The organism is Limnohabitans simekii (SeqCode), assembly GCF_965234735.1.
In the GTDB taxonomy this organism is placed as follows: Bacteria; Pseudomonadota; Gammaproteobacteria; order Burkholderiales; family Burkholderiaceae_C; genus Limnohabitans; species Limnohabitans simekii.
Genome location: NZ_OZ248542.1, coordinates 243,784 through 262,304 on the forward strand (window position 1 = coordinate 243,784; position 18,521 = coordinate 262,304).

Below are 18,521 nucleotides of genomic sequence, written 5' to 3' on the forward strand. Positions count from 1 at the left end.
CCTTAGTCTTCCTTGGTGGCAGCAGGGCGCTCTGACAGAGTTTTGCTGACCTTGACCGGCTGGTTTTTCAAGTGGTTCAGGGCTTGTTGCAATTGGAAGTCCTCGGCGCTGCCAAACTCGGGCGACTTGCGATTGGCCACCGGCTTTTTGGATTCTTCTTCCAAACGCTTCAAAGCTTCTTCACGGGCTTTTTCACGGCCAGGGTCTTTCACTTCAGCGCCTTGGCCACTGTTGAGGTGCTTTTCCAAGTCGGCTTCGCGGGTGCGCAATGCCGCATAAGGACTGCCTTCGGCGGTGTCATCGACCAGCAATTCGGGCACGATGCCTTTGGCTTGGATCGAGCGACCGCTGGGGGTGTAGTAGCGGGCCGTGGTGATTTTCAATGCAGTGTCGGCACCGAGTTGACGCACGGTTTGCACCGAGCCTTTGCCAAAGGTTTGGCTGCCCATGATCATGGCGCGTTTGTGGTCTTGCAAAGCACCCGCCACGATTTCACTGGCCGAGGCCGAGCCTTCGTTGACCAACACCACCAACGGCACTTTTTTGTAGAACCCTTTGGTGGCCTTGTCCAAGGCGACCACCGTGTCAGCACCACCCCGGCGCTGGTAGTACTCGGGGGAGGCTTTGAAGGTGAATTTGCTTTCGTCCAACTGGCCGTTGGTGGACACCACGGTCACGTTGTCGGGCAAAAACACGGCTGAAATGGCGACAGCAGCGTCAAGCAAACCACCTGGGTCGTTGCGCAGGTCAAGCACCAAGCCCTTCATTTTGGGGTCTTGTTTGTACAACTCTTCCAGCTTGCGGGTCAGGTCATCCACCGTGCGTTCTTGGAATTGGCTGACGCGAATCCAGCCAAAACCGTTTTCGATCATCTTGCTTTTCACGCTGACGGTTTTGATTTCTTCGCGCACGATGGTGACTGGGAAGGTGCGGTTTTCATCTTTGCGGAAGATGGTCAAAACCACCTTGGTGCGAGGCTCACCGCGCATGCGTTTAACGGCTTCGTTCAGTGACAAGCCTTTGACCGAGGTGTCGTCCACCTTGGTGATCAGGTCGCCGGGCTTCAAACCAGCGCGGTCCGCAGGCGAACCCTCGATGGGCGAGACCACTTTCACCAAACCTTCTTCTTGCGAAATTTCAATGCCGACACCGACAAATTTGCCGGTCGTGCCTTCACGGAATTCTTTGTAGGATTTTTTATCGAAGTACTGTGAATGCGGGTCGAGGCTGGCGACCATACCGGCGATGGCGTCGTTGATGAGTTTTTTCTCATCTACAGGTTCCACGTAATCGCTCTTGACCATGCTGAAGACGGCTGCCAACTGTTGCAGTTCTTCCAGTGGCAACGGCGTGATGTTGGCCCGCGCCACGGTTTGCAACGAGAACGTGGTGAGAGCACCGGTGAGAGCGCCTATCGTCAACCAACCTGCGATTTTGAGTTTCTGGCTCATGGGTACCTTGTTCAATAGCTGCTTCGCCAACACCTGCCGGCGATTTAGGAAGATAGTCTACTGTGGATGAGCCAAAGGCGCGGGGTCCTTTTGACAAAGTCGGCCAGCCACAGGGTCAAGCGTTTGGGGCCTTCTCGTGTAGGTAGTAATGGCGAATCGGCTTCAAATCGGTGTCCAATTCATAAATCAAAGGTTGACCATTGGGGATGTTCAAGCCAACGATGTCGTGGTCGGAGATGCCGTCGAGGTACTTGACCATGGCACGGATCGAGTTGCCGTGGGCGCTGATCAGGACACGTTTGCCACTGCGCATGGCGGGGCCCAAGGCCTCATTCCAAAACGGCATGACCCGCTCGATGGTGTCTTTCAGGCATTCGGTGAGCGGAATTTGCGTGGGCAGCAGTTTGGCGTAACGCGGGTCGCTGCGCTCGCTGCGGGGGTCGTCAGCGGTCAATGAAGGTGGCGGCACGTCGTAGCTGCGTCGCCAAGCCAGCACCTGGGCGTCGCCGTATTTTTGGGCGGTTTCGGCCTTGTCTAGGCCTTGCAGCGCACCGTAGTGGCGCTCGTTCAAGCGCCAGTGATGTGCCACCGGCAGCCAAGAGCGGTCCAGGCCATCCAACAAGTGCCACATGGTGTGGATGGCACGCTTCAACACGCTGGTGTAGCCCAGGTCAAATTCAAAACCATGCGCCTTGAGCATTTCGCCAGCCAGGCGGGCTTGCGCCACACCCGTGGGGGTCAGATCGACATCGGCCCAACCCGTGAAGCGGTTTTGCAAATTCCAGGTGGACTCGCCGTGGCGAATCAAAACAAGCGTGTACATGACCAAAAACCTTGCGTGAATTCAATGGAGAAAAAGGATTCTAGAATGACAGTCTTGCGCGAAACTGGATATCTTTGTGAATTTCTTACTTGAAAACTGGCTGCTGATCTTTGTGGCAATCACTTCTGGCGTGGCTTTGCTGTTGCCCAATTTGGGTTCTTTGGGCGGTCCCAGCTTGTCACCCACACAAGCGGTGTTGCTCATCAATCGCGAAAAAGCCCATATCGTTGATGTTCGCAGTCCAGAAGAATTCGCCACGGGCCATCTGATTGGTGCCAAAAACATCCCGATGGACAAGCTGCAGGCCGATCTGGGTAAAAGCATCTCTGACAAAAAACGCCCGCTCATTCTGGTGTGTGCCAGTGGCATGCGTTCGCAAAAAGCGGTTGGCGTGGCCAAAGCCCAGGGCTTTGAACAAGCCCACAGCTTGGGCGGGGGATTGAAAATTTGGCAAGATGCCAATCTTCCACTTGAAAAAGCTTGAATTGAACAAGCTGTAACGCCCAACACCATGCCACCCGTCAAGATGTTCACCACCGCAGTTTGCCCTTATTGCGTTCGGGCCAAACAGCTCTTGAAAGCGCGGGGCGTCGAGCACATTGAAGAGGTCCGCATCGACCAACTCCCCGAAGAGCGAAGCCGCATGATGGCGCTCACAGGCAGGCGCACTGTGCCGCAAATTTTCATTGGCGATCAGCATGTGGGTGGCTGTGATGATTTGATCGCGCTCGATGGTCGAGGCGGCTTGCTGCCCATGTTGCAAGCAACCTGACATAATTCCTTCATTCTCAACCTCACCCGCTTTCGGCCCACAGGCTTGGCGGGTTTTTTCATGCAGGAAGCCCCATGGCAGACAACCTCGAACCCGTGTTCCAAATTCAGCGCGTTTACCTCAAAGACATGTCCTTGGAGCAACCCAATTCACCCGGCATTTTGTTGTCGCAAGAAACGCCCAGCGTGGACATTCAAATCGGCATCGGCTCCGAGCAAATTGGCGAGCACCTTTATGAAGTGGTGGTCACCGCCACCGTCACCACCAAAATCAAAGAACAGACCATGTTCTTGGTGGAAGCCAAGCAAGCCGGTATTTTTGAAATCCGCAACATGCCCGATGGCCAACTCGAACCCATCCAAGGCATTGCCTGCCCCCAAATTGTCTACCCCTATTTGCGCAGCAACGTGGCTGATGTCATCCAACGTGCTGGTTTCCCGCCGGTCCACATGGCTGAAATCAACTTCCAAGCCATGTACGACCAACAACAGCAAATGAAAGCCGAGCAGCAACTCCAGTGAAGCTGCTCGTCCTTGGTGCTGGCGCCTGGGGAACAGCGCTGGCCGCACAAGCCAGTGCCCGCCATGAAGTCACTTTGTGGGCACGCAACCCCGCCATCATTCAAGACATGCAAACGCGTGGTGTGAACCAACGCTATTTGCCCGGTCAATCACTGCCCCCCGCTTTGCACTTGAGCCACGCGCCTTTGGCGCAACTGCTGCCGCACACCGACTTGGTGGTGTTGGCTTCACCCATGGCCGCTTTGCGTGACATGCTGTTGGCCACCGCGCCCATGCTGGGTGAGCGTCCGCTGGCCTGGTTGTGCAAAGGCTTTGAAGCCGTGCTGCCCTCGATAGCCAACCCCAAGGCCAAACATGGTTTGCTGGCCCACGAAGTGCAACTGCAAGTGGCACCCGCGCTGCAAGCTGGGATCTTGAGCGGCCCCAGCTTTGCCAAAGAAGTGGCTGCAGGTCAGCCCGCGGCTTTGGTGGCTGCCAGTGTCCACCCCGCTGTGCGTGATGCTTTGGTTCAGGCCTTTCACGGCGACAACTTGCGCGTGTATGCCAATGAAGACATCGTTGGCGTGGAGGTGGGTGGAGCCGTGAAAAACGTCATGGCCATCGCCACCGGTTTGTGCGATGGCTTGCAACTGGGTTTGAATGCCCGCGCGGCGCTCATCACGCGCGGCTTGGCCGAGATGACGCGTTTGGGTGTGGCCATGGGCGCACGTGCCGACACCTTCATGGGCCTGAGTGGTTTGGGCGACTTGGTGCTCACCGCCACCGGCGACCTGAGCCGCAACCGGCAAGTGGGTTTGGCGCTGGCGCAAGGCAAATCACTTGACCAGGTGTTGCTGTCCTTGGGCCATGTGGCCGAAGGTGTTTACAGTGCCCACACCGTGGTGCAACGCGCCCAGCATGTGGGTGTGGACATGCCGATCGCGCAAGCCGTGGTGTCGGTGTTGCAAGGCCAAACCTCGCCGCAACAAGCCGTGGCCGCCCTCATGGGGCGTGGTGCCAAAGGCGAACAGGGCGCTTAAGCCAATCGTTGGATTTGCAACTTGGCGGCGTCCAAATGCCCTGCCAAAGCAGCAATGCACACCGTAAAGTCCGGGCTGAATTCCGGGTTGGACCGCAAGCTTTTCAAATACTGGTTGGCCATAAGCAAAGCCTGTCGCCAATGGTCATTGCGCACGCAGGCGTGCAGGTTCAAGGGGGGCGCGGCGTTGTTCATTTTGCCGCTGCTGCTGGGCGCAAACGCCATCGGACACATGTCGTAGGCTGGTGCCAAATGGAAGGGGCGGCCGGAATCGCAGACAAACGACAGGTTGCCCGCGTGCATGTCGGTGTTGCCCATCAGCATGCCAAACGCCCACAGCAACTCGGTGCGTTCTGCTGCTTCTCGCGTCACGACCCCAAGCGTCGCCAGTGTTTGGACGATCACCGGCCAGGGCTGGTGGGCGTCGCCCACAAACTCAGCATCCAAAGCGCGCAAGGACACCACGGCATGGCGCCCCATCGCGCCCCTGCGGTCAAAGCGTGCCAGCTCTAAAAACCGCTGACCTTGGTGGTTCAACACTGCCGAGGACGCTGCCGCCACACCAACGCTTTGCAAGCAAGACAAGGCCAAGTGCTCGGCCAACAACAGATCGCGCCAGCGCTGGCTCACGGGGCTGTCGAGTGGCTCGGTGAATTTCACCAGCACATGGGAGGCGCCGCCAGGTGTTTGCGCATAGGCGGTGAATTTGGGTTGCTCGCCACCCGCGGACGAACCGGGTGTGTCGCCTTGCGACGCCGCCAAGGCCAGGGCTGCATAGGTGGCGGGTTTGTTGTCGTTGGCCACCGCGCTGGGTTCAGGCAAGGCGATGAAGGTGTCGCGGGCAAGGTTGCCCAACAAGAGATGGCCCACCATGTCGTGCCCATGTGCCAACAATGCCCGGAGGGAGTGGCTGTCGCTCCAGGTGTTGAGCGCGCTCGGCAGCCCCAGACTGGCCGCATGACGAGCGGCATAAGCGCGGCCCAAATAGCCTTGCGGCAGCATGTCTAACAGCCACCAAGGCACGCCATCCGAGTGCACTTGCGGCCCATCGGTGGGTGTGAAAACAAAGCCATCGGGGCGCACCGGGGTGAGGTTGCCAAAGGGCTGCAATTGACCTTGGCTGTCCACCTGAAACACCGGCACGTCGGCGAAGCCCCGGCTGCTGTCGCGCAACACATAGCGCGAGTTTTTCTTGGCGCCGATTTGCAGGACCTCTTGGCCCATGGCCGCGAGCGCACGCGATACCGTGGGCTGGCTCAAGCCCATTTCTCTGGCCATTTGCGTGCCAGACTTGGGGCCCGTAGCCAGCCGCAAACGCAGGAGTTCAAGCGGTGTTGTCATCGATGAGAATTATAAAATGAATGACAAATGCATGAATAAAAAATTAATTTCAGGATAAAAAACCCAATGAATATAGATATTTCAAGGCTATAGTGCTTAAAAATCGTATGTTATTTGAATCATTTTAAAATAACATCGTGATCAAAATTCCGAAAGCTCAAACGTCCAAGTTGTCGATCAAACGGGTAGGGCCCAGCTTGGCCGCGCCCAGCACCACCATAGGCTCGGTGGTCACTTGGGCGATGGGCGACAAATCTGACTGGCGGCGCACCGTCAGGTAGTCGGGCTGCCAGCCTTGGGAGCGCAAGCCTTCCATGGCGGCGGCTTCTGCCGCAGCCACATCCAACACAGCAGCGCCTGAAGCAACGGCAGCCCGCACCTGCGCCGCCAAGGCTTGCAGCGCGGCTGACAGCTGCAGGGCTTGGACCCGCTCGGACGCGGACAAATACATGTTGCGCGAGCTCAGCGCCAAGCCCTCGGGCGTGCGGGTGGTGGGCAGGGTGAGGATTTGCAGAGGCAGCGCAAACTGGCGCACCATTTCGCGCAAGATGAGCTGCTGCTGGTAGTCCTTCTGACCAAACACCGCCACACCTGCGCCGCCAGCAAAAACGCAGCTGAACAGCTTCATCACCACGGTGCACACGCCGGTGAAAAAACCCGGGCGGAATTCGCCTTCCAAGATGTTGGCCAAGGCCGGGTCGGGCAGCACTTTGAAGGTTTGCGGCTGGGGGTACAGCTCGGCTTCGGTGGGGGCGAACAACACATCGCAGCCCACGGCCTTGAGCCGCTCACAGTCGTCCTCGAAGGTGCGCGGGTAGCTGTCAAAGTCTTCGTGCGGCAAAAACTGCAAGCGGTTGACGAAGATGCTGGAGACCAGCACATCGCCCATGGGCTTGGCGTGGCGCAACAAGGACAAATGGCCCTCGTGCAAATTGCCCATGGTGGGCACGAAAGCGGGCTTGGAAAACGGGGCCAAATGCTGGCGCAACTCGGCCACGGTGCGGGCGATGAACATGGATTACCAAGCGTGAAGGGCGTTGTCGGGAAAGCTGCCGTCTTTGACCGCCGCCACATAGCGGCTGAGCGCGTCCAACACGCTGTCGGTGCCGGTCATGAAATTGCGCACAAACTTGGGGTTCTTGCCCAGGTTGATGCCCAGCATGTCGTGCAGCACCAGCACTTGGCCAGCCGTGCCATTGCCCGCGCCAATGCCAATGGTGTGGCAAGTGCTCAGGGCTTGCGTCAGTTCGCCCGATAAAGCGGCGGGCACCATTTCCAGCACCACCATGCTGGCACCGGCTTGTTGCAGGGCCAAAGCATCTTTGTGCAACTGCGCGGCCGCAGCGGGCTCGCGGCCCTGCACCCGGTAGCCGCCCAAGGCGTGCACGGTTTGCGGCGTGAGGCCCAAATGCGCACACACCGGAATGCCGCGTTGCACCAAGAAATGCACGGTGTCGGGCGTCCAATCGCCGCCTTCAAGTTTCACCATGTGGGCCCCGGCTTGCATCAGCACCATGGCGCTGCGCAGTGCTTGTTCAGGGGACTCGTGGTAGGTGCCAAAGGGCAGGTCGCCAATCACCCAAGCGGTGCCTTGGACGCGACGCAAACCGCGCACCACGCTTTCGGTGTGGTAGCGCATGGTTTCCAGGCTGACACCTGCGGTGCTGTGCAAACCTTGGCAGACCATGCCCAGCGAGTCGCCCACCAAAATGCATTCCACACCGGCGGCGTCGGCCACGGCGGCGAAGGTGGCGTCGTAGGCGGTGATCATGGCGATCTTGTCGCCTCGCGCTCGCATGTCGTTCAAGCGCGGCAGACTGATCGGTTTGCGCGTCGCCATGTCGGAGGCGGGCGGCAAAGTGCCGTAGGGACTGGCAGGGTTGCTCATGCGGGGTCTCCCCTCCATATCAATTGGTGGGTGCATACGCCAGGCGCACATAGATGGGTGCGTAGGCTTCGGCTTGGGTGATGTCCACCAGGGTTTCTTTGGCCAGTTCAAGCAAGGCGATGAAGGTGACCAGCATGACAGGCACCCCCAAGCTGGCGTCGAACAGGTCTTGGAATTCAACAAAGCGTTGGTTTTGCAACTTCTTCAGCACGATGCTCATGTGCTCTCGCACCGATAGTTCTTGGCGGCTGATTTTGTGGTGCTCCACCAGCTTGGCGCGGCGCAAGATATCGGCCCAAGCCTGCTGCAAATCGGGCACGTCCACATGCGGGAAACGCGGTTGGATGGACTGCTCGATGTAGACCTGCGCCCGTAAAAAATCACGGCCTTGCTGCGGCGCTTCGTTCAAGCGGGCTGCGGCCAATTTCAATTGTTCGTATTCCAACAAGCGGCGCACCAGCTCGGCACGTGGGTCTTCGACCTCCAAACCTTCAGCCACTTTCTTGGGTGGCAACAACATGCGCGATTTGATTTCAATCAGCATGGCGGCCATGAGCAAATACTCGGCGGCTAGTTCGAGATTGGTTTTTCTGATTTCCTCGACATAGCTCAGGTACTGGCGGGTCAGGCCCGCCATGGGGATGTCGAGGATGTTGAAGTTTTGCTTGCGAATCAGGTAGAGCAGCAAGTCGAGCGGGCCTTCAAAGGCTTCTAGAAAAATTTGCAGGGCATCGGGCGGGATGTACAAATCTTGCGGCATGGCGAACAGCGGTTCGCCATACAGACGCGCCACCGCCACATGGTCGATGACCGAGGGCATGTGGGGCAAATCGGCGCTGGGACCCTGCCAATTCGCCTCGGGGGTGGTGCTCACTTGCTGCCCGTGCTGAGGTAAACGTAGGGCTTTTGAGGCACCCGGGCGGCTTGGAATTCGGCCTGATTTTGGCGGTCAATGGTTTTGTCCCACAGCAGGCCGCGACCGGCGCGTTGCTCGGCTTCCAAGGTGGGCTTGTGCGCCTTGAGTTGCTGGATGAACGCTTGAGTTTCAGAGACGTATTCGGGGCGGGCAAACAAAGACATGAAAGGTGTCCTTCAAAGGGAGCCGCATTCTACCCAGTCAGGCTTGGTGATGCAGAAAACGCCAGCGTCTTTAATCGGGTGCCCAGGTGGTGGGCCAAGTCAGGCTGCGCCCCGTGCGGGCGGTGAAAGCGTTCAAGTCTTCCAAGTGGTCGAGGTCGGTGGTGTAGTGCAGGTTGCTTGAAGCAAAGGGCAGCACCTGCGCCTGGTGCGCTTGTCGCCATTCTTTGCAACCAAACGCAGCGCCTTGCAACAAGATGGCACGTCGGGCGGCGGCACTCAGCATCACCGGGTTGCCGGGCGCTCCATCCACCTTTGGAAACACCATGTCGATGCCTTGCGGGCGGTCGTGAAACGCTTGCGTGAGCGTGGTGATGTCGGCGGCTTCAATCAGCGGTTGATCGGCCAAGGCCATCACCACACCATCGAGGCTGTCGGGCAAGGCTTGCAAACCCAAGCGCTGGGACGACACCAAGCCGTCGTCGGGTTGTGGGTTGTGAATCACTTGGATGTTCAAGCCGTGCAGTTGTGCGCCAATGTCATCGGCGTAATGCCCCAGCACCACCACCAACTGGGCCGCACCTGCGGTTTGCAAAGCATGCACTTGGCGGCGAATCAGCGGCTCGCCATCGAGCAGCAACAGGGATTTGGGCCGATGGCCCATGCGAGAACCCGCACCGGCTGCGAGCAAGACCGCAGCCCAGTTCATCAATGGATCCGCATGCCGGGGGTGGCACCCGGCCAAGGGTGGAGCACGTGGATGCCGGGATGGGTTTTTTCATCTGCATGGCTGGCGGCCAGCACCATGCCCTCGGAGACGCCGAATTTCATTTTGCGCGGGGCCAAATTGGCCACCATGACGGTGAGCTTGCCCACCAGGTCTTCGGGCTTGTACATGCTGGCGATGCCGCTGAAGACATTGCGCATGCGGCCTTCACCCACGTCCAGCGTCAAGCGCAAGAGTTTGGTGCTGCCTTCCACGGGTTCGCAATTGACGATGAGCGCGATGCGCAAATCAATCTTGGCGAAGTCGTCGATGCTGATGGTTGGAGCGATGGCTTCGCCGCCTGGTTTGGCGAAATTGGGGTCAGCGAAATTGGGGTCAGAGCTCGCGAAATTGGGGTCAGAGCCCGATTTTTCCTTTGGAAAATCGGTGTCTGACCCCAATTTCGCTGTCCCCAATTCCGCCAATTTCGCGGGCTCTGACCCCAATTTCGATTTAACGGGGTCTGACCCCAATTGTTCCAATTGTTCGGGCGGCGGCTCAAACAAGGCTGCCAACATCTTGGGGTCCACGCGCTGCATCAAGTGTTGATAGACACCGATGCCGTGGCCCGCACCCATGCGTTGCTGGCCCTGCGCAAACTGCAACGGCGGGATGTTCAAAAAAGTTTCCACGTTGGCCACCAAGGCGGGCAGCACCGGTTTCAAGGCCAGGCTCAGCAAGCGAAAGGCTTCCATGCAGGTGCTGCACACATCTTGCAAGCGGGCGTCTTGCCCTTCTTGCTTGGCCAGTTCCCAGGGCTTGTTGGCGTCCACGTACTCGTTCACGCGGTCGGCCAAGGCCATGGTGTCGCGCAAGGCTTTGGCATAGTCGCGGTGCTCGTACAGCGCTTCAATAGCGGGCAAACCGGCGTGCAATTGCGAGAGCAGGGCTTCACCATCGGCGCTGACAGCGCCCAGTTGGCCGCCAAAGCGCTTGGCAATGAAGCCCGCTGCGCGCGACGCGATGTTGATGTACTTGCCCACCAAGTCCGAGTTGACCCGCGCCATGAAATCGTCGGCGTTGAAGTCGATGTCCTCGTTGCGGCCGTTGAGCTTGGCGGCCAAGTAATAGCGCAGCCACTCGGGGTTCATGCCCAGTTCCAGGTACTTCAAGGGGTTCAGACCGGTGCCTCGGCTCTTGCTCATTTTTTCGCCGTTGTTCACGGTCAAGAAGCCGTGCACAAAAACCTTGTGGGGCACTTTGCGGCCGCTGAACTTCAGGATGGCGGGCCAAAACAAGGTGTGAAAAGTGACGATGTCTTTGCCAATGAAATGGTATTGCTCCACATCCGGCGCGGTGATGTAGTCGTCATAGCTTTCACCACGCTTGGTCAAGAGGTTTTGCAATGACGCCAAATAGCCAATGGGCGCATCCAGCCAGACATAAAAATACTTGCCCGGCGCATCGGGAATCTCGATGCCAAAGTAGGGGGCGTCGCGCGAAATGTCCCAGTCGCCCAGGCCTTCGCTGGTGCTGCCGTCTGGGTTGGTGCGCACACTGAACCATTCTTTGACCTTGTTGGCCACTTCGGGCTGCAGGTGTTGGCCGTTTTGCGTCCAGTCTTGCAAAAATTCAACGCAGCGTGGGTCGGACAATTTGAAGAAAAAATGCTCGGCGTTTTTCAATACCGGTGTGGCCCCCGACAACGCCGAGAACGGGTTCTTCAAATCGGTGGGTGCATACACCGCGCCGCAGCTTTCACAGTTGTCGCCGTACTGGTCTTTGGCGCCGCACTTGGGGCATTCGCCCTTGATGAAGCGGTCGGGTAAAAACATGTTTTTCTCGGGGTCGAAAAACTGCTCGATGGTTTTGCGCTCAATCAAGCTGCCGCCTTGCTCGGCGGACAGGTCGCGCAGGTCGCGGTAAATCTGCTGCGCCAGGGCATGGTTTTCCGGCGCATCGGTGCTGTGCCAGTTGTCAAAGCCAATGTGGAAACCATCGAGGTAGGGCTGGCGGCCCGCAGCGATGTTGGCGACAAACTGCTGCGGCGTGAGGCCCGCTTTTTCAGCGGCAATCATGATCGGTGCGCCATGCGTGTCGTCGGCACACACGAAATTCACCGCGTGGCCCTGCATGCGTTGGTAGCGCACCCAAATATCGGCTTGGATGTACTCCATCATGTGCCCGATGTGGAAGTGGCCATTGGCATAGGGCAGGGCGGTGGTGACAAATAAGCGGCGCTGGGTCATGAGGGGGTCAGTACAGAGAGGGAGGCTGATTTTATGCGGCCATCTCTGCAAGGCCGCTGGCTGTTTCAACCTTGCCTCGCGTGGGGCCGCACCTGCTTTGGCTAGACTAGCCCCCTTTTCCCCGACAGACACACTGGAGTAGACATGGCCCTGAGCGAACAAGACGTCACCAACGCGTTGCAAACCGTGGTGGACCCCCTCACTGGCCAAGACTTCGTCAGCAGCAAATCCGTGAAAAACCTGCGCATCGACGGCGGTGCGGTGTCTTTCGACCTGGTGTTGGGTTACCCCGCCAAGAGCCTTTGGGCGGCCTTTGAGCAACAACTTCAACAGGTGGTGTCGGCGGTGCCCGGTGTCACATCGGTCAAGGCCTCTGTCAGCAGCCAAGTCATTGCCCACACCGCGCAACCGGGCGTGGCTTTGTTGCCGCAAGTGAAAAACATCATTGCGGTGGCCTCGGGCAAAGGCGGCGTTGGCAAAAGCACGACCGCCGCCAATTTGGCGTTGGCCTTGGCCGCGGAAGGTGCCAGTGTGGGTTTGCTGGATGCGGACATTTACGGCCCCAGCCAACCGATGATGATGGGCTTGTCGGGTCGGCCCGAGAGCGCCGACGGCAAAACCATGGAACCGCTGGAAAACCACGGCGTGCAGGTCATGTCGATTGGCTTTTTGGTGGCGCAAGACCAGGCCATGGTGTGGCGCGGCCCGATGGCCACGCAAGCCCTGGAGCAGTTGCTGCGCCAAACCAATTGGCGCAACCTTGATTACCTGATCATCGACATGCCCCCCGGCACCGGCGACATCCAACTCACCCTGAGCCAACGCGTACCGCTGACCGGTGCGGTGATCGTCACCACGCCGCAAGACATTGCCTTGCTGGACGCGATGAAGGGCATCCGCATGTTCCAAAAGGTGGGTGTGCCCATCTTGGGCATCGTGGAAAACATGGCGGTGCATGTGTGCAGCCAATGCGGCCACGCCGAGCACATCTTTGGCGTCGAAGGCGGCAAAAAAATGGCGCAAGCCGAGGGCATGGCCTACCTGGGCGCCTTGCCGCTGAGCATGGCGATTCGGGTGCAAGCCGACAGCGGTCTGCCCAGCGTGGTGGCCGACCCGGACGGCGAGGTCACCGCCATCTACAAAGCCGTGGCGCGGCAACTGGCCGTGAAAGTCGCGGCCAAGGCCAAAGACTTCTCGTCCAAGTTCCCCAGCATCAAAGTCTCCAAAGACACTTGAACCACTTTTGAAAGCTCAAGTTGCACCTTGATGCATTAAAGTGCATTCATGCGTCAAGATCTGGACTCCGAAAAACACCCCTATCTGGTGACCCTGGGCGAGCGGGTGCGCAGCCTGCGGGCACGCCGTGGCTTGTCGCGCAAAGCCGCCGCCGCCAGGGCCCGGGTGTCCGAGCGCCATTGGGCGAATTTGGAAACCGGGGTGGGCAACGCGTCCATCTTGGTGTTGCTGCAAGTGGCCAAGGCGCTGCAGTGCAGTTTGGTCACTTTGCTGGAAGAAGCGCCCGAGGCGGGCAACTTGCGTCGGCAGCATATTGCCCTCATTGGCTTGCGCGGGGCTGGCAAGTCCACGCTGGGCCAGCGCTTGGCGCAAGAGCTGGGCTATGTGTTTGTCGAACTCAGCCGCGTGATTGAAAACCTGGCCGGTTGCAGCATCAGCGAAATCCATGGTTTGTATGGCCCCGAGGCGTATCGGCGCTATGAGCGCCGCGCCTTGGAAGACTGTTTGGCGCAGTACCCGCATGTGGTCATGGCCACGCCCGGCGGCTTGGTGTCCGAGGAATCCACCTTCAACATGATGCTGGCGCAGTGCTACACCATTTGGCTGCAAGCCACGCCCGAAGACCACATGGCGCGGGTGCTGGCGCAAGGCGACACGCGTCCGATGTCGGCCAGCACGGAAGCCATGCAGGACTTGCGCCGTATCTTGAGTAGCCGTTCACCGTTTTATGCCAAGGCCGATCTGCATTTCGACACCAGCTTGCAGCCACTCGAAGAGAGCTTCCAAACGCTGAAAAAAGCCTGGTTGGCGCAGAATTAACGACTGGCAATATATTGCACACATCAAACTAATTTCGGCACGATGATGCACGTCTTCGGCCAAGCCTGACATTGGCCAATTGCCCCAAGGAAGCCCGCATGACTGATTTCACGGTTGATTACCAAACACACCCCTCCAAGTACCGCCACTGGACCTTGAGCGTGGACGGCGAAGTGGCCACTTTGTCTTTGGACATCCAAGAAGACGGCGGCATCCTGCCTGGCTACAAGCTGAAACTCAACTCCTACGACCTGGGCGTGGACATCGAATTGCACGATGCCTTGCAGCGGGTGCGCTTCGAGCACCCCGAGGTCAAGTCGGTGGTGGTCACCAGTTTGAAAGACCGCATTTTTTGCTCGGGCGCCAACATCTTCATGCTGGGTTTGTCCACCCAAGCCTGGAAAGTCAACTTTTGCAAGTTCACCAATGAAACCCGCAACGGCATTGAAGACAGCAGCCGCCACAGTGGTTTGAAATTCGTTGCCGCCGTCAACGGCGCTTGTGCAGGCGGCGGCTACGAGCTGGCGCTGGCCTGTGACGAGATTGTGTTGGTGGACGACCGCTCCAGCAGCGTGTCCTTGCCCGAAGTGCCTTTGTTGGGCGTCTTGCCCGGCACCGGCGGTTTGACCCGGGTGACCGACAAGCGCCATGTGCGCCACGACCACGCCGATATTTTTTGCACCAGCGTCGAAGGTGTGCGCGGTCAACGTGCCGTGGACTGGCGTTTGGTGGACGCGATTGCCAAGCCCGCGCAGTTTGCCGAGGTGGTGGCCAAGCATGCCAAAGACTTGCCAGCCAACGCCAAGCGTGCTGGCGCATCGGCCAAAGGCCAAGGCGTGGAACTCAAACCACTGCACAAAACAGCCAGCGCCGACAGCCTGCACTATGACTACGTGACCGTGGCCATCGACCGCGCCAAACGCACCGCCACCCTCACCGTGTCGGCACCCAAAGCGGCTGTGCCCAGCAGCATCGAGGCGATTCAACAAGCCGGTGACAGCTGGTACCCGCTGCAAATGGCGCGTGAACTGGATGATGCGATTCTGTGTTTGCGCAGCAATGAACTCGACATCGGCACTTGGTTGCTGAAAACCACGGGTGATGCCGCCCTGGCCCTGCAATCAGACGCCGTGTTGGTGCAACACCAAGCGCATTGGTTGGTGAATGAAACCATCGGCTTGTTGCGCCGCACCTTGGCCCGCTTGGACGTGTCGTCGCGCTCGTTGTTTGCCTTGATCGACGAAGGTTCTTGCTTTGCAGGCACCTTGGCCGAGTTGGCGTTTTGTGCCGACCGCGCCTACATGTTGGCCTTGCCCGGCGACGACAAAGCACCGCACCTGACTTTGAGCGAACTCAACATGGGGTACTTCCCCATGGTGAACCACCAATCGCGTTTGCAACGCCGCTTCTACGAAGAAACCGCGCCTCTGGAGGCCGTGCGTGCCGCCATCGGCAAGCCGTTGGACGCTGACCAAGCCCTGAGCTTGGGCCTGGTGACCGCCGCCCCGGATGACATTGACTGGGCCGATGAACTGCGCATCGCGATTGAAGAACGTGCCGCCATGTCGCCCGATTCGCTCACCGGCTTGGAAGCGAATTTGCGCTTCAGCCAAAAAGAGTCGATGGAGACCCGCATTTTTGGTCGCTTGTCCGCTTGGCAAAACTGGATCTTCAACCGCCCGAACGCCGTTGGCGACAAAGGGGCTTTGAAGGTCTACGGCAAAGGCGAAAAAGCCGCTTTCGATATGAACCGCGTCTAACCCTCATTGGAATCTGACCCCCATTGATTAATGGGGGTCAGATTCCAATTAATTCATTCTTTACTTCAGGAAAACATCATGTCAGCCATCAACTACAGCGAAAAAATCCCCAACAACGTCAACCTGAGTGACGACCGCACCTTGCAACGCGCCTTGGAGCAGTGGCAACCCAACTTCATCAACTGGTGGGACGACATGGGCCCCGAAGGCACGACCGACAGCGAGGTGTATTTGCGCACCGCCGTGAGCGTGGACCCGCAAGGCTGGGCGCAGTTTGGCCATGTGAAGATGCGCGACTACCGTTGGGGCATCTTCTTGAACCAAGGTGAAGCGGACCGCAAGATCCATTTCGGCGACCACAAAGGCGAAGCTGCTTGGCAAGACGTCCCTGGCGAACACCGCGCCAATTTGCGCCGCATCATCGTCACGCAAGGCGACACCGAGCCCGCCTCTGTCGAGCAACAGCGCCACTTGGGGCAGACCGCCCCTAGCATGTACGACCTGCGCAACCTGTTCCAAATCAATGTGGAAGAAGGCCGCCATTTGTGGGCCATGGTGTATTTGTTGCACAAACACTTTGGCCGCGATGGCCGCGAAGAAGCCGAGGCCTTGCTTGAGCGCCGCAGCGGCAACGACGACAACCCCCGCATCTTGCAAGCTTTCAACGAGCAAACGCCCGATTGGCTGAGCTTTTTCATGTTCACCTACTTCACCGACCGCGACGGCAAGTTCCAGCTGTGCGCTTTGGCCGAGAGCAGCTTCGACCCACTGGCTCGCACCACCAAGTTCATGCTGACCGAAGAAGCGCACCACATGTTTGTCGGCGAGTCGGGCATTTCACGCGTGATTCAGCGCACCTGCCAGGCCATGAATGAACTCAAAACCGACGATGTGGCCAAGCTGCGTGCTGCCGGTGTGATTGACCTGCCCACCATCCAACGCTATTTGAATTTCCACTTCAGCGTGACCATTGATTTGTTCGGCGCTGACGAGTCGAGCAACGCCGCCACCTTCTACAGCTCGGGCCTGAAAGGCCGCTACGAAGAAGGCAAGCGCGACGATGACCATGTGTTGCGCGGCCAAACCTACAAAGTGCTGCACGTGCAAAACGGTCAACTCTTGGAAAAAGAAGTGCCGATGTTGAACGCCTTGAATGAAGTGCTGCGCGACGACTACATCACCGACTCCAAAGCGGGTGTGGACCGTTGGAACCGCGTGATTGACAAAGCCGGAATTCCTTTCAAGCTGCAAGTGCCGCACAAAGCCTTCCACCGCAACATCGGTTCGCTGTCCGGCTCGAAGGTGTCGCCCGATGGCCGCGTGGTGTCAGACGCCGAATGGAACGCCAAGATCAACGAATGGCTGCCTTCTGCTGAAGACCGTGCGTTTGTCGCCAGCCTCATGGGCCGCGTGGCCGAGCCAGGCAAGTTTGCCAACTGGATCGCACCCCCTGCCATCGGCATCAACCGCCAACCCGTAGACTTCGAGTACGTCCGCTTCAACTGATCTTCCATGAGTGACACCGCCGAGCTGTTGCAACAGCACCTGATCGACCCTGAAGTTTGCATCCGTTGCAACACCTGCGAAGCCACCTGCCCGGTGGGCGCGGTGACGCATGACAGCCGCAACTATGTGGTGGACGCCGACAAGTGCAACCACTGCATGGCTTGCGTGCCGCCGTGCCCCACGGGGTCGATTGACCATTGGTTGCCGGTCTTGCGCAGCAAGGCCTACAGCTTGGCCGAGCAACTCAGCTGGGATGAACTGCCCGCGCCGCAAAGCGAGGCCGAGTTGCAAAGCTTGGCGGCGGGCTTGCCCACCTCGGGCCACACCGCCTTTGAAAACGCCGCCACCTCGGTCGCCACCGTCAGCAGCGCCACACCCGTGGTGCACAGCGGCCCAATGGGGGCCAGTGTGCCGCCGTGGTCTGCCGCACACCCCTACACCAACCTGCACGGCCCGAAGAACCCGATCAGCGCCAAAGTGGTGGGCAATATGCAGGTGAACGATGCCGGCACTGACAACGAAACCCACCACATCGTGTTGGACTTTGGCAGCCTGCCGTTTCCAGTGTTGGAAGGCCAATCGGTGGGCATCATCGCGCCCGGCGTGGATGCCCACGGCAAGCCGCACCATGCGCGTCAATATTCCGTGGCCAGCCCGCGCAATGGCGAGCGCCCCGGCTACAACAACCTCTCTCTCACAGTGAAACGCGTGGTGCAAGACCACCAAGGGCAGGCCGTCAAAGGCGTGGCCTCCAACTATTTGTGCGACCTGAAGCTGGGCGACACGGTGCAAGTGGTGGGCCCGTTTGGCAGCAGCTTCCTGATGCCCAACCACCCCGGCAGCCATCTGGTGATGATTTGCACCGGCACCGGTAGCGCCCCCATGCGCGGCATGACCGAGTGGCGCAGACGCTTGAAAGCCAGTGGCAAATTTGAAGGCGGCAAGCTGATGCTGTTTTTTGGCGCACGCACCCAGGAAGAACTGCCGTACTTTGGCCCGCTGCAAAAGCTGCCCAGCGATTTCATCGACATCCACTTTGCGTTTTCACGCACCCCCGGCCAGCCTAAGCGCTATGTGCAAGACGCGATGCGCGAAGCCGCTGCGCCTTTGGCGGCCATGCTGAGCGACCCGCAAACCCACTTTTACGTGTGCGGCTTGAAGAGCATGGAAGAGGGCGTGTTGCAAGCCCTGCACGACATTGCCGTGGGTGCAGGCTTGGACTGGACCACCGTGGCCGCGACCTTGAAGCAAGAGGGCCGGTTGCAGTTGGAGACGTATTAAGCGGTGGGCAGGTGTGCATGGCGCACACCTCATTTGGTGTTAACGACTTAGTCGATTGGTCGGCGACTTTATA

At 58.9% G+C, this 18,521-nt stretch carries 18 protein-coding genes; 9 read left to right on the plus strand and 9 right to left on the minus strand.

Translation table 11 applies throughout. The annotated features are described in order from the left end of the window. Positions 1–2: 2 nt before the first annotated feature. A complete protein-coding gene (locus AC8GFP_RS07700; RefSeq protein ID WP_506611876.1) occupies positions 3–1,451 on the minus strand; it encodes a S41 family peptidase in 1,449 nt (482 codons plus the stop codon). Between the two features lie 115 nt (positions 1,452–1,566). Continuing rightward, on the minus strand, positions 1,567–2,274 hold the full coding sequence (gpmA, locus tag AC8GFP_RS07705) for a 2,3-diphosphoglycerate-dependent phosphoglycerate mutase (protein ID WP_506611878.1): 708 nt from the start codon (positions 2,272–2,274) through the stop codon (positions 1,567–1,569). A gap of 76 nt (positions 2,275–2,350) precedes the next feature. Between gpmA and AC8GFP_RS07710 the strand changes: the two genes are divergently transcribed. From AC8GFP_RS07710 to AC8GFP_RS07725, 4 genes are all read left to right on the plus strand, one after another. Beyond that, positions 2,351–2,758 (plus strand): rhodanese-like domain-containing protein, encoded by a 408-nt coding sequence (locus tag AC8GFP_RS07710; protein ID WP_506611880.1) that lies wholly within the window; start codon positions 2,351–2,353, stop codon positions 2,756–2,758. A gap of 27 nt (positions 2,759–2,785) precedes the next feature. Beyond that, positions 2,786–3,046, plus strand: a complete 261-nt coding sequence (gene grxC, locus AC8GFP_RS07715; protein ID WP_506611882.1) for a glutaredoxin 3 — start codon at positions 2,786–2,788, stop codon at positions 3,044–3,046. 74 nt (positions 3,047–3,120) lie between these two features. Then, a complete protein-coding gene (gene secB / locus AC8GFP_RS07720) occupies positions 3,121–3,567 on the plus strand; it encodes a protein-export chaperone SecB (RefSeq protein WP_506611884.1) in 447 nt (148 codons plus the stop codon). Continuing rightward, positions 3,564–4,586, plus strand: a complete 1,023-nt coding sequence (locus AC8GFP_RS07725; RefSeq protein ID WP_506611886.1) for an NAD(P)H-dependent glycerol-3-phosphate dehydrogenase — start codon at positions 3,564–3,566, stop codon at positions 4,584–4,586. Before secB ends, AC8GFP_RS07725 begins: the two co-directional genes overlap by 4 nt. Here AC8GFP_RS07725 and yjjJ read toward each other — a convergent pair. From yjjJ to metG, 7 genes are all read right to left on the minus strand, one after another. After that, the gene (gene yjjJ, locus AC8GFP_RS07730) at positions 4,583–5,926 is read right to left on the minus strand and encodes a type II toxin-antitoxin system HipA family toxin YjjJ (protein ID WP_506611888.1); all 1,344 of its coding nucleotides are present in this window, start codon (positions 5,924–5,926) and stop codon (positions 4,583–4,585) included. The two genes, AC8GFP_RS07725 and yjjJ, sit on opposite strands and share 4 nt — an antisense overlap. A 157-nt stretch (positions 5,927–6,083) precedes the next feature. Continuing rightward, positions 6,084–6,941, minus strand: coding sequence for a pantoate--beta-alanine ligase (gene panC, locus AC8GFP_RS07735; protein ID WP_506611890.1), 858 nt, complete (start codon positions 6,939–6,941; stop codon positions 6,084–6,086). Positions 6,942–6,944: 3 nt separating this feature from the next. Next, the gene (gene panB, locus AC8GFP_RS07740) at positions 6,945–7,814 is read right to left on the minus strand and encodes a 3-methyl-2-oxobutanoate hydroxymethyltransferase (protein ID WP_506611892.1); all 870 of its coding nucleotides are present in this window, start codon (positions 7,812–7,814) and stop codon (positions 6,945–6,947) included. Between the two features lie 19 nt (positions 7,815–7,833). Next, positions 7,834–8,634: a segregation and condensation protein A gene (locus AC8GFP_RS07745; protein WP_506612315.1), complete on the minus strand. Its 801-nt coding sequence runs from the start codon at positions 8,632–8,634 to the stop codon at positions 7,834–7,836. A 50-nt stretch (positions 8,635–8,684) separates the two neighbouring features. Continuing rightward, on the minus strand, positions 8,685–8,894 hold the full coding sequence (locus AC8GFP_RS07750; RefSeq protein ID WP_506611895.1) for a DUF3460 family protein: 210 nt from the start codon (positions 8,892–8,894) through the stop codon (positions 8,685–8,687). Positions 8,895–8,964: 70 nt separating this feature from the next. Then, positions 8,965–9,600, minus strand: coding sequence for a nucleotidyltransferase family protein (locus AC8GFP_RS07755; RefSeq protein ID WP_506611897.1), 636 nt, complete (start codon positions 9,598–9,600; stop codon positions 8,965–8,967). After that, the gene (gene metG / locus AC8GFP_RS07760; RefSeq protein WP_506611899.1) at positions 9,600–11,846 is read right to left on the minus strand and encodes a methionine--tRNA ligase; all 2,247 of its coding nucleotides are present in this window, start codon (positions 11,844–11,846) and stop codon (positions 9,600–9,602) included. Before metG ends, AC8GFP_RS07755 begins: the two co-directional genes overlap by 1 nt. A 144-nt stretch (positions 11,847–11,990) precedes the next feature. Here metG and apbC point away from each other — a divergent pair, with 144 nt between their 5' ends. The 5 genes from apbC to boxA all read left to right on the plus strand — a co-directional run bounded on the left by apbC (position 11,991) and on the right by boxA (position 18,448). Next, positions 11,991–13,082 carry an iron-sulfur cluster carrier protein ApbC gene (gene apbC / locus AC8GFP_RS07765; RefSeq protein WP_506611902.1) on the plus strand — a complete coding sequence of 364 codons (1,092 nt, stop codon included), beginning with the start codon at positions 11,991–11,993 and terminating at the stop codon, positions 13,080–13,082. Positions 13,083–13,130: 48 nt separating this feature from the next. Further along, positions 13,131–13,901 carry a helix-turn-helix transcriptional regulator gene (locus AC8GFP_RS07770; protein WP_506611905.1) on the plus strand — a complete coding sequence of 257 codons (771 nt, stop codon included), beginning with the start codon at positions 13,131–13,133 and terminating at the stop codon, positions 13,899–13,901. 98 nt (positions 13,902–13,999) lie between these two features. Next, positions 14,000–15,661 (plus strand): 2,3-epoxybenzoyl-CoA dihydrolase, encoded by a 1,662-nt coding sequence (boxC, locus tag AC8GFP_RS07775; RefSeq protein ID WP_506611907.1) that lies wholly within the window; start codon positions 14,000–14,002, stop codon positions 15,659–15,661. Between the two features lie 78 nt (positions 15,662–15,739). Further along, the gene (gene boxB, locus AC8GFP_RS07780) at positions 15,740–17,167 is read left to right on the plus strand and encodes a benzoyl-CoA 2,3-epoxidase subunit BoxB (RefSeq protein ID WP_506611909.1); all 1,428 of its coding nucleotides are present in this window, start codon (positions 15,740–15,742) and stop codon (positions 17,165–17,167) included. Between the two features lie 6 nt (positions 17,168–17,173). Further along, complete coding sequence (boxA, locus tag AC8GFP_RS07785) at positions 17,174–18,448, plus strand: benzoyl-CoA 2,3-epoxidase subunit BoxA (RefSeq protein WP_506611912.1); 1,275 nt, start codon at positions 17,174–17,176, stop codon at positions 18,446–18,448. Positions 18,449–18,521 lie beyond the last annotated feature (73 nt).

Bases quoted from the DNA above. Each gene is read 5' to 3' on its own strand.
- secB (WP_506611884.1), top strand. From the start codon at position 3,121: ATGGCAGACAACCTCGAACCCGTGTTCCAAATTCAGCGCGTTTACCTC.
- AC8GFP_RS07700 (WP_506611876.1), bottom strand. From the start codon at position 1,451: ATGAGCCAGAAACTCAAAATCGCAGGTTGGTTGACGATAGGCGCTCTC.
- boxC (WP_506611907.1), top strand. From the start codon at position 14,000: ATGACTGATTTCACGGTTGATTACCAAACACACCCCTCCAAGTACCGC.
- grxC (WP_506611882.1), top strand. From the start codon at position 2,786: ATGCCACCCGTCAAGATGTTCACCACCGCAGTTTGCCCTTATTGCGTT.
- AC8GFP_RS07770 (WP_506611905.1), top strand. From the start codon at position 13,131: ATGCGTCAAGATCTGGACTCCGAAAAACACCCCTATCTGGTGACCCTG.
- panB (WP_506611892.1), bottom strand. From the start codon at position 7,814: ATGAGCAACCCTGCCAGTCCCTACGGCACTTTGCCGCCCGCCTCCGAC.
- boxA (WP_506611912.1), top strand. From the start codon at position 17,174: ATGAGTGACACCGCCGAGCTGTTGCAACAGCACCTGATCGACCCTGAA.
- metG (WP_506611899.1), bottom strand. From the start codon at position 11,846: ATGACCCAGCGCCGCTTATTTGTCACCACCGCCCTGCCCTATGCCAAT.
- AC8GFP_RS07750 (WP_506611895.1), bottom strand. From the start codon at position 8,894: ATGTCTTTGTTTGCCCGCCCCGAATACGTCTCTGAAACTCAAGCGTTC.
- panC (WP_506611890.1), bottom strand. From the start codon at position 6,941: ATGTTCATCGCCCGCACCGTGGCCGAGTTGCGCCAGCATTTGGCCCCG.
- gpmA (WP_506611878.1), bottom strand. From the start codon at position 2,274: ATGTACACGCTTGTTTTGATTCGCCACGGCGAGTCCACCTGGAATTTG.
- AC8GFP_RS07755 (WP_506611897.1), bottom strand. From the start codon at position 9,600: ATGAACTGGGCTGCGGTCTTGCTCGCAGCCGGTGCGGGTTCTCGCATG.
- yjjJ (WP_506611888.1), bottom strand. From the start codon at position 5,926: ATGACAACACCGCTTGAACTCCTGCGTTTGCGGCTGGCTACGGGCCCC.
- AC8GFP_RS07745 (WP_506612315.1), bottom strand. From the start codon at position 8,634: ATGCCCTCGGTCATCGACCATGTGGCGGTGGCGCGTCTGTATGGCGAA.
- apbC (WP_506611902.1), top strand. From the start codon at position 11,991: ATGGCCCTGAGCGAACAAGACGTCACCAACGCGTTGCAAACCGTGGTG.
- boxB (WP_506611909.1), top strand. From the start codon at position 15,740: ATGTCAGCCATCAACTACAGCGAAAAAATCCCCAACAACGTCAACCTG.